This window comes from Flavobacteriales bacterium, from assembly GCA_016712535.1.
Taxonomy (GTDB): Bacteria; Bacteroidota; Bacteroidia; order Flavobacteriales_F; family PHOS-HE28; genus PHOS-HE28.
Genome location: JADJQW010000002.1, coordinates 336,726 through 349,634 on the forward strand (window position 1 = coordinate 336,726; position 12,909 = coordinate 349,634).

Genomic DNA, 12,909 nt, shown 5'->3' on the forward strand with positions numbered 1-12,909 from the left:
TGGACACCACCATGCAACTCCGATTCGTCCTCCTGCTCCTGAGCTGCGCGTTCACCCGGCCTTGGCTGATGGGCCAATACGGCATCGGCATCCAAGGTGGGGCGTTTGTCGCAACAGGTGCATGGGAGGCTCGTGAAGAGCTGAAGGAACGAGGTGGTTGGATAGCCGGCCTGCAATGGGTGGAAGGGACGCAATGGGCTTCCGGATCGGGTTGGATGCAGGGCAGCGCCGATATTCCGTGAAGGCGAGGCATGAGTTGGACGGCAAGCACGAGGAATTCGAGAGTGTCTCGAGCCTATTGTGGCTCTCCTTCGAGCTGCGTTGGCGGCTTACGCGGAACCATCGGTTGTTCTTCGAGCTCGGTCCGGTCATCGGCGCCGAGATAGGCGAGCGGCGTGTTGGGGTGAGGGTTGATCAAGGAGGTGATTTCCAGACCGGGTACTACCGGAGGGAAACCCCGGTTGATGAAGTCGAGAGTGGCTTTTCCGTTCGCGATGGTCGATGGCGCATCGGGTTCACGGGTGAATGGCCGATTGGTGGCCGCCTGCTGGCCACAACCGGGTTGCATGTTTGTCCCGGGGTTGGGAATTGGGCGCGCGAGCACGGTTATGCCACGGTTGATGCTTCGGCCGGTGTGGGGCTTTTGTACATGATGATCGATGGAAAGGCTAAAGGACGGCGACGTTGATCACGTCAATCGTTCCACCCGCTCCATCACATCACCCACTTGGAGCATCCACACCACGTCCATACCGCTCACCACTTCACCGAAGCGCGTGTAGCGGCCATCGAGGTGCGGCGCGGCGCTGTGCGTGATGAAGAATTGGCAGCTCTCGGTATCAGGGCCTGCTGAAGCAAGACCTACGGAGCCCGCGGTGAACGGCGAGCGGCCGATCTCCGTCCGCAAGGTCCATGGCATGCCGCCGTAACCATCGCCGCGCGGACAGCCGCCCTGCACCACGAAGTTGGGCACCATGCGGTGGAAGGCCTTGCCGTTGTAGTACCCAGCCGTCACCAGAGAATCGAAGGCGAGGCTGCTGCCGGGGCATTCGTTCACATCGGTAGCTATGGTGATCTCACCTTTGTTCGTGACGATACGGTACTGCTGGCCTTGCCTCAGCGCACGAAGCCTTTCCTTGTTGATGGGGTGATTGAAAGGAGGTGGTGCGTGACGTGGAGGAGGGAGTCCGTCGCGCTTGGCGATCGCCTTCTGCAACAAGAGTCGCGCTTCAAGATCTCGGATGGGCTGAAGCGGGGCGAGAGCAGTTTCGTCTAAGGATGACGGCAGGAGCAGTTGGATGACCTCCTTGTCTTCTTCAACCAACAACTCGGCGATAGCGGAGACTAGTCCGGCGTCGCCGAGCAGGACCACTGAATGCACCAATTCGCGCATTTGGGCGTATTGCGATTCGAACGAAGCGTACCGAGATCGCATCATGTTGTTCCGGATCTCTCGTACGGCCCACTGCATGATCGCCTGCTTGATTGCTGGGTGGTCCTCTTCACCCAGGCGCTGGATCGCTTGGGGCAAATAGTCGGAGGTGAGGTTGAGCATCACCCCCCAATGCTCAGCGCGCAAGTACGGGTTGTCGGATCGATCAAGGCCAATGCGAGCCGAAGTGAAGTGCTCATGAAGGTCTTGCCCGCAGCGCTCAACAAGGCCTTCTATCGCGAGCGTGATGTGGATGTCCGACGTTCGGTTCGCGGTCTTCTCCAATGCGGACCGAGGCATCGGGCAAGGCAATGCGCGGAGTTCTTCCAACGCTGCTCGACAGATCATCGGCTCCGGGTCTAGGAGCAGGTCTGTGAGCAATGGGCTTCCGGACGACTTCGACGCACGGGCCCACGAGCGAAGCGCTGACACGCGTTCCGGCAACGAGCGCGATGCGTCACAGGCGACTTGCGCGAGGAATGCCGTATCGGCCGCCACGCCCAGTTTCCGCATTCCAAGAAGGGCGAAGGATCGCACTTCGATTGATTCGGATTCCATGAGCCGTTCGACCGCGGCCTTCAGCGTCAAGACCGTGCTATCCGGCAGCCTCCTCAGCGCATCGGCCGCGCGCGCCTGTTCATGTCCCTCGGCATTTTCGTAGTACTCCAGTATCACGCGGGGATCCCTCGCCGGTCCGCCGCGCAGTCGAGCGGAGAAAACAGCCGAGGCGATCGCGTGAATCACGAAGCCGTCGTGTTCGCTCCTGCTGAATTCGACCATGCGCTCAATGGTCGAGCTGTCCGCCACGAAGCCAAGTGCGAATGCCGCCGTCGAACGAACAGTGGCGATCTCATCCGAGAGGGCCTTCAATAAGCAAGGTGTCGCCAAGGTGTCCTGCACGCTCGCGAAGGCCAACGCAGCCGCCTCGCGCACCTCTGGCGCTTCGTGCTTCAGCAGCTGGCAGAGCGCATCGGCATCGCGGTGCTCTTGCGCCTCGAGCACCGGCCAGAGGCGCTCATCGGCCCAGCGGTTCGGTGCATCAGGCCGTGGCGCCCCGCATGCGGCAAGCAGCAGCAGGAAGAGGACCTTGCGCATGCGCGCTAGCTCGCGATGCTCTCGGCGGAGACGATGTCGGCCGGAGCGATGGGAATGACCTGCGCGGGAGAGCCTTGCGTGAGGCGCTCGTAGTCGCGAACGCTGGCGAAGAAGAGGCGCTTGGTGCCGTCAGCGCCAGCGCTCTCGCTGGTCTCCACCTCCCACACCACGCCGAAGACCTCCTTGCCTCCGCGCAGCTTGAAGCGGCAATGCTGGTGGGCGAACTTCCGGAGGTTGGCGACTTCCATGGCAACAGCGACAGCGGAAAAGTAGCAGGGGGCGGAGGCGGAGCGCTGATCCAATTATCAACAGCGCATGCCAACCTGTGGAAAAACGGTAGGCAGCGATGCGCTATTGCGCGCCGCCACTGGAAGCTGATCCGCTGAAGCGCAGGGAGAAGATCAGCGCTTCGAGCTCGCGCACATACGGCCGCTTGTCGAACTGCGGCGCGTAGGCGAATCCTTCGACGGTGACGATGCGCTTCCCGCTCGGATCGAGCGTGGTCAGGCTCACGAAGGGTCCGCCCATTTTCGCGCCGTGCATGCCGTAGAGGCCGTGCATCAGGTAAGCGAAGCGCCCGTCGAGCTGCACCGCTCGACCGCCGGGCATCAGGTCCATCTGCTCGAACGCGCGCCGGACCACCATGTATGATCCCGGGTCGGGGCCATCGATGCGCTGCTTGGTTGCCGCATCGCGCAGATCAACCAGAGAGGGCACATTCCAGGTGCTGTCGCTCACATAAGGGTGACTATGGATGAGCAGGCCTTCGATCACGTTATGCTCGAGCCCTCCGCCAGCTATGATGCGGTCGCGTTGAAGCCAGGTGATCACGGAGTCCTGCTTCATCATGCGGTATCCGCCGGGCACGTCGAGCTCGATGCCGAGTGACGCGCGCAAGCTGCTGGCGAGCGCGGCGTCGCGCTCGTGCTTCAGCCGTGCGCCCGTGCGTGCGCGATGGTGGTCCTCGAACGCACGGACCACCGCATCGGCATTGGCGCTGAAGAGCGCGTTCCAGGCCTCAGGCTTTCCTGCGCCAACGCGCGCCACGAGCTGGCCGCGTGCATGCTGGTCGCGCAGCATGAGCACGCCGGAGCTGTCCTCGCCGAAGGCGGCGTAGAGCACGCTGTGGTGCGCTTGCAGCAGGCTGGCGAAATCCTCCGGGCGGCATTGGGCCACCCGGAATAGCGCCTCGCGCTGCGGCATGCCTTGCATCGGCTGCTCCAGGATCGAGCGCACCAGCGCGCCGGGCTCACCCTCCCAATGGCCTTTCGGCATCACCACGAGAATCTCCTCCGGTCCACCGGCGCTATCGGGCAAGCGCTTGCGCGCGTCATCACAGCTGGCTAGCAGCGCGATCGCCATGCAGGCCGCCGTATGCTTCATGCTCATCCTTGCGGTGCGCGCACGCGGATGCGCGCGCCGGGCTTCAGGCCGTCAGGCAGTCCGCCATTCAGGCTGCGCAGGTCCTCGACGCTCACGCCGGGGTGCCGCTGCGCGATGCTCCACAAGGTGTCGCCCGCTTGCACCACATAGTAGCCGCTGGCATCGGAGCCAGGAGAGGCCTGTGCGGTTCGCTCGCTGCTAGGTGCACCCTTGCGCACCACAAGCTTCTGACCGGGTCGGATCATGTCGTTGCGCAGGCCGTTGAGCTTGCGCAATTGCGGCACGCTCATGCCATAGCGCTTCGCGATGCCGCCGAGCGATTCACCCTTGCGCACGGTGTGGTGCCTGTCAGCAACGCGTTCGGTCGCCGCCGCCGCAGAGGCTGCTGTCGCGATGGGCTGGGTTCCGGGATTCGCGGCGTAGTAGCTGTAGCGAAGCAGTTCTTCGTTGTTGATGTAAACGGGCACGGCATCTTTCGGCAGGTACACGCTCACGGGCTGGTCCACATCGGGCACGATGCCGAGCTTGAAGGTGGGATTCAGTTCCCGGAGCTCCTGCACGGTGCCGCCCGTGAGCACGGCGATGGCGGCCAGGTCGAGCGGGTGGCACACTTGCACGGTATCCACCTCATAGGCGCAATAGGTGGGCGCGATGGGGTAGATGTTATGGTCGGCATGGTGCGCGAAGAGGTAGTTCACCGCGATGAAGGCAGGCACATAGCCTCGTGTCTCGCGTGGCAGGTAGTCGTAGATCTTCCAATAGTCCTTCACGCCGCCCGCGCGGCGGATGGCTTTGTTCACGTTGCCTGGGCCGCAGTTGTACGCCGCCAGGGCCAATTCCCAATCGCCATAGATGCGGTGCAGGTACTTCAGGTAGCGACAGGCGGCCTCCGTGCTCTTATGGACATCATGGCGCTCGTCGATGTAGCTGTCGGCCTTCAAGCCATAGATCTTGCCGGTGGGCAGCATGAATTGCCAAAGGCCCACTGCGCCGGCACGCGAACGGGCGCTCGGGTTCAGCGCGCTCTCCACAACGGCCAGGTACTTCATCTCAAGGGGGATCCCATGGCGGTCCAGGTATTCCTCGAAGGTGGGGAAGTAGAGTTCGGCGAGGCCCAGCATGCGTGAGCTCATCTCGCGCTTGCGCACCATGTACAGGTCGATGTATGACTGCACCACGTGATTATAGACCAGGCTGAAGGGCGAGTTGGCGTCAAGCACGGCGACGCGCTGCTGCATGATGTCCTCGCTCCAGGTCGGGACCTGATTGGGCGCGAAGCCATGCAGATTGTGGTGCGCGGTGTCGATGGTGAACGGCGAGTGCTTGACCCAATGCAGGTTGGCCAGGTCATCCAATCGCGCCATCACCGGATCATCGGCGGGCAAGGCGAGCGGGGCCTCGCGCTGCGCCATGGAGCAGAAGGGAAGCAGCAGGGCGGCTAAGGTGAATCGACGGAGCAAAGGCATGGTGCCGAAGGTACCCGTAATACGCAAGAAGGCCCGTCTTGGTATGTGAGCGGTTCGTTCACACCAGCGTGTGGATGCTACGAACCGAAGAGCGCCTTCGCCGATGCCAGCAATCGCGCTTCATCGAAGGGCCTGGCCATCAGCTGCACGCCGAAGGGCAGGCCGTTGCTGTGCGTTCCGGTGGGCAGGCTGATGGCTGGCGTGCCTGCGAGGTTGGCTTGAACGGTGAAGATGTCCTGCAGGTACATGGCCACGGGATCGGTGATCTCGCCGGGCGAGAAGGCCGTGCTCGGACAGGTCGGGCCGAGCAGCAGGTCGAAGCGGTCGAAGGCTTCCAAGGTGCGGTCGCGCAGGATCCGTCGCACGCATTGGGCCTTGGCGTAGTACGCATCGTAGTAGCCCGAGCTCAGAACGAAGGTCCCCAGGAGGATGCGCCGTTTCACCTCTGGCCCGAAGCCTTCGGTGCGGCTCAGTCGATAGGTCTCCTCCACGCCCTGCGCCTGCTTGCTGCGATGCCCGAAGTGGATGCCATCGAATCGCGCGAGGTTGCTGCTGGCCTCGGCCGTGGCCAGGATGTAATAAGCGGGCACCTGGTGATCGAGCAGCGGCACCTCTACGGCTTCCACCGTGTGGCCTTCGCGCCTCAAGCGGTCGATCTGCAGCTGCAGATGCGCCACAACCTCGGGATCCATGCCTGCGCGCTCAAGGCCTTCGCGGAAGTAGCCGATGCGCAGCTTCCTGGGATTGCCGAGTGCGATGGGCTCGTTCGGCCTGCTGCTCGTGGTGCTGTCGTGCGGATCGCTGCCCGCGATGACGCTGTAGAGCGCGGCAGCATCCTCCACAGTGCGCGCGAAGGGGCCGATCTGGTCGAAGCTGCTCGCGAAGGCGATCAGGCCGTAGCGGCTCACGCGGCCATAGGTGGGCTTGAAGCCGACCGTGCCGGTGAATGAGGCGGGCTGCCGGATGCTGCCGCCGGTATCGCTTCCCAACGCGGCATGCACGATGCCCGCAGCAACGCTCGCGGCAGCGCCGCCGCTGCTGCCGCCGGGCACTTTCCCGGGGTCCACGGGGTTCTTCACGTTGCCGAAAGCGCTGTTCTCGTTGCTGCTGCCCATGGCGAACTCGTCGCAGTTGGTGCGGCCGATGATCACCGCATCGGCAGCGAGCAATCGCTCAACCGCAGTTGCGCTGTACAGCGACGTGAAGCCTTCGAGGATGCGCGATGCGGCGCTCACCTTATGGCCCTTGTAGCAGAGGTTGTCCTTGATGCTCACGAGCATGCCGGCGAGTGGCCCAGCAGTGCCGGACAACAATTTGGCATCCGCATCGGCGGCCTTGGCCAACGCGCTCTCCGGAAAGAGCTCGAGGAAGGCGTTCAGGTCCGCGCGGCGCTCAGCTTCCGCGATGGAGCGCTCAACCAGCTGCGTTACAGTAGCGCCTTGGGCAATGGCGGCGCGGGCCTCGGAGAAGGTCTTCGGGATGCTCACGCCAGCGGGCTACTTCGCGTCGTCCTTCTTGTCCTCAACACCGTCCTTGGCGTTCTTGAACTCCTTCATGCCCTGGCCGAGGCCGCGCATGAGCTCGGGGATCTTCTTCCCCCCGAAGAGCAGGAGCAGCGCCACCACGATGAGTACAACCTGCCAAGGGCCGATCATGCCGAGCAGGATGGAAAGCGGGAGCAGGTTCATGGTGTGCGTGATTGTTGCAGGGCCAAAAGTAACCGATCGGCCCGCCTAATCACGGTAGAGCCAAAGTGCCGGGTCCACGTTCACCAGCCCATCAGCCGTGATCTTCCAGACCTCGATGTGGGCCACGGCTCCGTCGTCACCGGTGAGCACCGTGCCGATGGCCTGCTTGGTGTCCAACTTCTGGCCTTTGGCCACGTTCACGCTGGCCAGGTTGCTGTACACCGTGCGGTAGGCGCCATGGCTCACGATCACGGCCTTGCCGGCGCCTTGCAGCACGATCACGCTGGTGACCTCGCCCCGGAACACCGCGCGCACGCTCGCGCCCTTCTCGGTGGTGATGTCGATGCCGTTGTTGTCGATGACGATGCCTTTGAGCACGGGGTGCGGTTGCTTGCCATAACGGCCGGTGATCACGCCTTTCTCAACGGGCCAGGGCAGCTTGCCTTTGTTCTTCTCGAAATCGCTGTTGAGCTCTCTTGCTTCGGGCGTCAGTGTCACATCGAGCTTGGCGGGCTTGCCGCCTGCGGCGGAGGCGCTGGCCTTCGGCTTCATGGCCGCCTCAATGGCCTTGCGGATCGCCGCTTCCAGATCACGGCGCTGGTTCTCCTGCTTCTTCTGGGTCTCGCGCAGCCGGCCCTCCTCTTTGCGCAAGCTGGTCAGGGCGTTCTGCTGGCCGGCACGGTCGGTATCGAGCTTGCGCTTCTCCTGGACCTGCTCGCTCAAGAGCACGGCTTTTTCCTGCCGCTGCTGCTTCAGTGCGGCCACGCGCGCATCCATGGATGCCTGCGTTTCCGTGATCAGCGCGGCCTGCCTTCGGCGCTGCGCCGCCAGCTGGTTGATGTACCGGCTGCGGCGGAAGGCTTGCTGGAAGCTGCTGCTGGCGAAGAGGTAACTGAGGCGGTCATAGGCGCTGCGGTTGCGGTAGGCGGCGGCGATCATGCGGGCATAGCCCTGTTTCAGCGCGGTCAGGTCGGACTGCAGGTCGGCGATTGATTCCTCGTCCTGCCGGATGCGGTCATCGGCTGCGCGCACCTCATTATCCATGGCGCGGATCAATTGGGCGCGTGCGGCGATCTGGCTCTCGAGCAGCGCCAATTGCTCTTGGGTGACGCGTTGCTCCTTGCGCGCCTGATCGATCAATGCGGTGGTGGTGCGGATCTGCTTGTCCAGCGCATCGCGGCGCTTCTCCAGCTCTTTCTTCGATTGGCCCCAAGAGAGGGCCACTGCCAGCAGGAGCGGCAGCAGGGCGCATGCGCGCAGGATCCGCTCAGGGCATCGGCTCATACTTCTCGGGGATGCGGAAACTCATTTGAACGGGCCCCTCGAGCTCGATGCGGGTGATGATGAGCAAAGCGCTCACCACGCGTCCAGGCTCGCTGAGGGTGATCCGGATGCGCGTGGGCAGATGCTGGGCCTCCGGTCCGCCGCGCTCTTCATAACGCAGTTCCGCAGTCTTGTCGTTCATCAGGTTCACCACTTGCACGCGCGCCACGCGGAAGCTGTCCGGCTCGAAGTAGTAGCGGTGCACGATGGCCTCCTTCTCTTCCGCTTTGCGCAGCGTGCGCTCCAGCCGGCGCTCACGCATGTCGCGGTCGCGCGTGAGCGTGTCGCTGGGGCTGATGTCCTCCGCAGCACGGATGAACCGGCGCTTCTCGCGGCTCGTGAGCACGTAATGGCCGTCCTCGCGGTCAACGCGGTAGCGCTCAGCCGAGTCCAAAGCGATGGCCTCGCCGTTGAGCGCTCGTTGCAGCAAGTCCAGTTCAGGCACCAGTCCGAAGCGTTTCCTGGTGGCGCCGGTGTCACCCACGAAATACCGATCGTTGATGCGGTCCATGATCTTCAGGCTGTCGGGCGTGAGCAGGACGCGCGCCGCCTCAATGCCCAGCAGCGGCACCACGCTTGCCCATATGGCGCTGTCCTTCACGCTGCGCAGGTGCGCTTTGAAGCTGCGCTGCTCATCGGGCATCGAGAGTTCAACGTCCGCCTTGGCCGAATAATACCTGGAAGGCGCCTGATGCATGGCCAGGGCGCGCTCGAGCACCTTCTCGGCGGATCGCTGCGGAAGCTCCCGGTCAACGGTGACGGTGCGCCGGCTCCCGCACGCCGATGCGACCATCGCGGGAAGCAGGAGTGCGAGTGCGAGGCGCCTCATTCCACGCGTCGCCCTTCCGTGATCTTTCGGTCGATGGCCTCGCTGGCGCCGCCGCGCGCCTTGGCCAGGTTCCAATGCTCCAGCGCGAGTGCCTTCTCGCCCAGCTCGAAGAGGATGTCGGCGTAATGCTCGTGAAGCTCACCATCGGGATTCGGCGATCCGGCCAACGCCTTCTCCATCCAGATGCGGGCATCAGGGTAGCGCTTCAGCTTGAAGAGCACCCAGGCGTAGGTATCCTGATAACTGGGCTGACCCGGTGCGAGCTCGTTGCTGCGCTTGCTCATGCGCTCGGCTTTCTCCAGCTGGTCGCCGCGCAGGCTGAGGTAGTAGGCGTAGTTGTTCAGCGCGGTGGGGTCATCGGGCTGCAAGGCCAGGGCCTTGTCGTAGGCCTGATCGCTCTTCGCGAATTGCTTCGATGCGTTGTAGGCCTCTCCGAGGCTGCTCCAGAACTGCGCGGTGAGCGGCGGATTGTCCACCACCAGGTCGCGGCCGGTTACGAGCGCCTCAATGGCGGCTTCATGCTGGTCGAGCTGCGAATGGCCGATGCCTTTATAGAGGTAGGCTTCGGGAGAGGTCGGGAAGAGCTCGATGGTGAGGCTCGCATCCTTCACCAGCGATTCGTGGTCGCCCAGCTGCAGGTCGAGTTGCAGCAATTGCGCGTGGATGGGGAAGCGGCCCTGCTCCAAGGCCAGCGCCTTGCGGAATTGTTCGCGCGCCTCAGCGGCCTTGCCATCGCGCAGCAGGAAATCTCCATGTATGGTGTGCGGCTTCCCGCTTTCGGGGTGCGCCTTCTCCAGGGACTCGATCAGCGCATAGCTGCGGCGGATCAGGTCGGGCCGGTCCTCGGGCTTTTCGCCTTCGCTCTCGGTCATCTCGAAGAAACCGATGAGCACTTGCATCTTGGCGTCGATTTCGACCTCGGGATCCGCGAAGGCCTCGCCCAGTTCGCGATAGGCCTCGTCGAGCTTACCGACCGCATAGTAGTGCTCGGCGAGCGAGATGCGCAGCATGCTGTTCGCAGGATCGAGCGCGAGGGCCTTTCGGTACTGCTCCAACGCAAGATCGGGCTTGCCCTGCTCGCCATATACCTCGGCGAGCATGCCGGTGTACTCGGCGCTGGTCGGGTTCGCGGCAATGGCGCGGCTCAGGAGCTTCTCCGCATCGTCCCACTGGCCCAGGGCCATATAGGTATTGAAGGCGTGATGCACCAGTTCCTCGCCCAGCCCGAAGCGCTTCTCGACATCGCCGTAGGCCTTGGCCGCTTCGGCCGGCTTGTTCGCATAAGCGTATGCAGCCGCCAGGTCGAGGTACACTTCGTAGCGCTCCGGCCATTGCTCCAGGATGCCCTTGTAAACACCGATGGCGTCATCGGGCTTGTTGCCTTGGCGATACAGGTCGGCGAGGAGGAATCGGTACCAGATGTTCTTCTTGTCCGCGGCAACGGCCTGCTTGGCATGGTCAACGGCTTGATCGTAGTTCTGGCCTTGGTGGTAGAGCTTGGCCAGCTCGAACATGGCGGCTGCGTTCTGCGGGTCGTTCTTCACGCATTGCTGATACAGCATCAGTGCTTTTGGCAATTCGCCGCGCATGCGGGCCTGCGTGGCCTCCATGTAAAGGCGCATCACCTGCGCGCGCTTATCGCTCGCGCCCCCGCTCCCGCCATCGGGGCCCGGCTCTGCATTGACGACGGGCTTGGCCCCGCCGCACGCGGCTAACAAGAGCGCGGCGATGAAGGCGAGGAGGATGTGTTGGTGCTGCTTCATGCGGAGGTGCTCAGCCCACGGTGCTATCGTCGCTCAGGCTGAGGTCCATGGCCTTGCCGGTCACTTGGGCGCGCTGCCCGATCATGCTGTTGTCGATCACGGCGTCCAGTACACGCGAATCTCCGCGCAGGATCGAATTGCGCACCACGCTGTTCTCAACAAGCGCGCCGGGCTCCAGGGAAACGTTCGGCCCGATGATGCTGTTCACCAGCGTCACGTTCTCGCCGATGAAGCAGGGCGAGATCACCAGGCTGCCGTTGAGCATCGCCTTGGGGCTCACCAGCCCGGGCGAATCCTTCAGGAAGCCGAGCACCTTGGTATTGGTGTCCACCATGGCGTTCTTGTTGCCGCAGTCCATCCACACATCCACGCTGCCGGCCTTGAAGCGCGCGCCTTTGCGCTTCATGTTCTCCATGGCGTTGGTGAGCTGGTACTCGCCCTTGTCCTTCACGTCGTTGTCGATGAGCCACTGCATCTCGTTGCGCAGGCGCTCGCCATCGGCGAAGTAGTAGATGCCGATGATGGCCAGGTCGCTCACGAAGGCCTGCGGCTTCTCCACGAACTCGGTGATGATGCCCTCGCTATCGAGCTTCACCACGCCGAAGGGCCTGGGGTCCTCGACCTTGTTCACCCAGATCACGCCGTCGCAGTCCTTGTCGAGCTTGAGCTGCGCACGGAAGAGCGTATCGGCGAAGGCCACGATCACGCGGCCGCTGAGCGCTTTCTCCGCGCAGAGGATGGCGTGCGCCGTTCCGAGCGCCACCTCCTGGTAATGGATGCTGCCTTTGGCGCCGATGGCCGTGGCGATGGCCATGAGCTCTTCCTCGACCTTCACGCCGAAGGAGGGATGCACCACGTAGGCGACTTCTTCCACAGGCTCACCGGCCACGGCGGCCAGGTCCTCCACGAGGCGTTGCACGATGGGCTTGCCCGCGATGGGCAGCAAGGGCTTGGCGGTGGTGTGGGTGTGCGGACGCATCCGCTTGCCCATGCCCGCCATAGGGACGATGATCTTCATTCGGTTCTCTTCTCAGCGGGTGCCGGTATGCCCGAAGCCGCCCGCTCCGCGTTCAGTGGCGCGAAGGTCCGCACTTTCCAGCAAAGTGGCCCGCAGGTAGGGGGCGATGACCAATTGCGCCACGCGCTCACCATCCTTCACCTCGAAGGGCTCCTGCCCGTGATTGATGAGCAGCACGCCGACCTCGCCGCGGTAATCGGCATCGATGGTGCCCGGCGCGTTCAATACCGTGACCCCGTGCTTGAAGGCCAGCCCGCTCCGGGGACGCACCTGGGCCTCGGTGCCTTCGGGCAGCTCCAGGAAAAGGCCGGTGGGAATCAGCGCACGCTGGCCGGGAGCCAGAATGATGGGCACTTCGAGGTTGGCGCGGAGGTCCATGCCCGCGCTGTGGGCGGTGGCGTAGGAGGGGAGGGGGTGGTGGCTCTTGTTGAGGATGCGAACACACGGCGCTTCGGACACGAACTCAGTCATGGCGCAAAGGTGCTAAGCATTCATTGGCTTTAGCTTTGGATGGATGTCATGAGCCCGATGGCCGCACTCCGAGGCATGTATCGTTGTTTGTTGGTCGTTGGCTTGTTGGTATTGAGCCAAGCAATCCATGCTCAGTCCGGCTCGCTCCGTGGTCGCATTAAGGCAAAGGGAGAGGAAGCACTTACCGGAGCACGGGTGGTCCTTTCAGATAGTCTCGAAGCGGTGCTCGCGGAGACGCAATCCGGCTCAGGTGGGAATTATGAGTTTGCCGAGGTGGCCCCTGGTCAATACTGTCTTACCGTGGAGAATACGGGGTATGAAACACGAAGATTGAATGCGGTCGAGGTCAAGCCGAAGACAATCACGTTCGTTGACTTCAGATTGACGCCAACGGATGAACCCGCAAAGAGGGAGAGCGTTTGTAAATGGCGCAGAAAGTGA

Annotated in this window: 14 protein-coding genes; 3 read left to right on the forward strand and 11 right to left on the reverse strand. The window is 63.3% G+C overall.

Translation table 11 applies throughout. The features are described 5' to 3' along the window. The first annotated feature begins 11 nt into the window (after window positions 1-11). Complete coding sequence (locus IPK70_01380) at window positions 12-242, forward strand: hypothetical protein (GenBank protein ID MBK8225810.1); 231 nt, start codon at window positions 12-14, stop codon at window positions 240-242. Between the two features lie 104 nt (window positions 243-346). Continuing rightward, entirely contained in the window at window positions 347-688 is a 342-nt protein-coding gene (locus IPK70_01385) for a hypothetical protein (GenBank protein ID MBK8225811.1), read from the forward strand. Here IPK70_01385 and IPK70_01390 read toward each other — a convergent pair whose 3' ends face one another. The 11 genes from IPK70_01390 to dut form a co-directional block, all read right to left on the reverse strand. Then, complete coding sequence (locus IPK70_01390) at window positions 689-2,527, reverse strand: peptidylprolyl isomerase (protein ID MBK8225812.1); 1,839 nt, start codon at window positions 2,525-2,527, stop codon at window positions 689-691. It abuts the gene before it with no gap. 5 nt (window positions 2,528-2,532) lie between these two features. Continuing rightward, complete coding sequence (locus IPK70_01395; GenBank protein ID MBK8225813.1) at window positions 2,533-2,775, reverse strand: hypothetical protein; 243 nt, start codon at window positions 2,773-2,775, stop codon at window positions 2,533-2,535. A 103-nt stretch (window positions 2,776-2,878) separates the two neighbouring features. Continuing rightward, a complete protein-coding gene (locus IPK70_01400; GenBank protein ID MBK8225814.1) occupies window positions 2,879-3,910 on the reverse strand; it encodes a DUF4837 family protein in 1,032 nt (343 codons plus the stop codon). A 2-nt stretch (window positions 3,911-3,912) separates the two neighbouring features. Continuing rightward, window positions 3,913-5,376: a LysM peptidoglycan-binding domain-containing protein gene (locus IPK70_01405; protein ID MBK8225815.1), complete on the reverse strand. Its 1,464-nt coding sequence runs from the start codon at window positions 5,374-5,376 to the stop codon at window positions 3,913-3,915. 77 nt (window positions 5,377-5,453) lie between these two features. Next, on the reverse strand, window positions 5,454-6,857 hold the full coding sequence (gene gatA, locus IPK70_01410) for an Asp-tRNA(Asn)/Glu-tRNA(Gln) amidotransferase subunit GatA (protein ID MBK8225816.1): 1,404 nt from the start codon (window positions 6,855-6,857) through the stop codon (window positions 5,454-5,456). A 15-nt stretch (window positions 6,858-6,872) separates the two neighbouring features. After that, window positions 6,873-7,031, reverse strand: coding sequence for a twin-arginine translocase TatA/TatE family subunit (gene tatA / locus IPK70_01415; protein MBK8225817.1), 159 nt, complete (start codon window positions 7,029-7,031; stop codon window positions 6,873-6,875). Window positions 7,032-7,109: 78 nt separating this feature from the next. Then, the gene (locus IPK70_01420) at window positions 7,110-8,348 is read right to left on the reverse strand and encodes a peptidoglycan DD-metalloendopeptidase family protein (GenBank protein ID MBK8225818.1); all 1,239 of its coding nucleotides are present in this window, start codon (window positions 8,346-8,348) and stop codon (window positions 7,110-7,112) included. After that, a complete protein-coding gene (locus IPK70_01425) occupies window positions 8,332-9,216 on the reverse strand; it encodes a DUF4292 domain-containing protein (GenBank protein ID MBK8225819.1) in 885 nt (294 codons plus the stop codon). The genes IPK70_01420 and IPK70_01425 overlap by 17 nt, the downstream gene beginning before the upstream one ends. Continuing rightward, on the reverse strand, window positions 9,213-10,979 hold the full coding sequence (locus tag IPK70_01430) for a tetratricopeptide repeat protein (protein MBK8225820.1): 1,767 nt from the start codon (window positions 10,977-10,979) through the stop codon (window positions 9,213-9,215). Before IPK70_01430 ends, IPK70_01425 begins: the two co-directional genes overlap by 4 nt. A 10-nt stretch (window positions 10,980-10,989) precedes the next feature. After that, window positions 10,990-11,997 carry an NTP transferase domain-containing protein gene (locus tag IPK70_01435; GenBank protein ID MBK8225821.1) on the reverse strand — a complete coding sequence of 336 codons (1,008 nt, stop codon included), beginning with the start codon at window positions 11,995-11,997 and terminating at the stop codon, window positions 10,990-10,992. A gap of 12 nt (window positions 11,998-12,009) precedes the next feature. Then, window positions 12,010-12,468: a dUTP diphosphatase gene (dut, locus tag IPK70_01440; GenBank protein MBK8225822.1), complete on the reverse strand. Its 459-nt coding sequence runs from the start codon at window positions 12,466-12,468 to the stop codon at window positions 12,010-12,012. A gap of 39 nt (window positions 12,469-12,507) precedes the next feature. On the opposite strand from dut, the gene IPK70_01445 reads away from it, so the two are divergent. After that, window positions 12,508-12,909: a carboxypeptidase regulatory-like domain-containing protein gene (locus IPK70_01445; GenBank protein ID MBK8225823.1), complete on the forward strand. Its 402-nt coding sequence runs from the start codon at window positions 12,508-12,510 to the stop codon at window positions 12,907-12,909.

What these genes read in the sequence shown, in the direction of transcription:
- IPK70_01380 (MBK8225810.1), top strand. Translation starts at nt 12, where the DNA reads ATGCAACTCCGATTCGTCCTCCTGCTCCTGAGCTGCGCGTTCACCCGG.
- IPK70_01390 (MBK8225812.1), bottom strand. Translation starts at nt 2,527, where the DNA reads ATGCGCAAGGTCCTCTTCCTGCTGCTGCTTGCCGCATGCGGGGCGCCA.
- IPK70_01395 (MBK8225813.1), bottom strand. Translation starts at nt 2,775, where the DNA reads ATGGAAGTCGCCAACCTCCGGAAGTTCGCCCACCAGCATTGCCGCTTC.
- IPK70_01400 (MBK8225814.1), bottom strand. Translation starts at nt 3,910, where the DNA reads ATGAAGCATACGGCGGCCTGCATGGCGATCGCGCTGCTAGCCAGCTGT.
- IPK70_01405 (MBK8225815.1), bottom strand. Translation starts at nt 5,376, where the DNA reads ATGCCTTTGCTCCGTCGATTCACCTTAGCCGCCCTGCTGCTTCCCTTC.
- tatA (MBK8225817.1), bottom strand. Translation starts at nt 7,031, where the DNA reads ATGATCGGCCCTTGGCAGGTTGTACTCATCGTGGTGGCGCTGCTCCTG.
- IPK70_01420 (MBK8225818.1), bottom strand. Translation starts at nt 8,348, where the DNA reads ATGAGCCGATGCCCTGAGCGGATCCTGCGCGCATGCGCCCTGCTGCCG.
- IPK70_01425 (MBK8225819.1), bottom strand. Translation starts at nt 9,216, where the DNA reads ATGAGGCGCCTCGCACTCGCACTCCTGCTTCCCGCGATGGTCGCATCG.
- IPK70_01430 (MBK8225820.1), bottom strand. Translation starts at nt 10,979, where the DNA reads ATGAAGCAGCACCAACACATCCTCCTCGCCTTCATCGCCGCGCTCTTG.
- IPK70_01435 (MBK8225821.1), bottom strand. Translation starts at nt 11,997, where the DNA reads ATGAAGATCATCGTCCCTATGGCGGGCATGGGCAAGCGGATGCGTCCG.
- dut (MBK8225822.1), bottom strand. Translation starts at nt 12,468, where the DNA reads ATGACTGAGTTCGTGTCCGAAGCGCCGTGTGTTCGCATCCTCAACAAG.
- IPK70_01445 (MBK8225823.1), top strand. Translation starts at nt 12,508, where the DNA reads ATGGATGTCATGAGCCCGATGGCCGCACTCCGAGGCATGTATCGTTGT.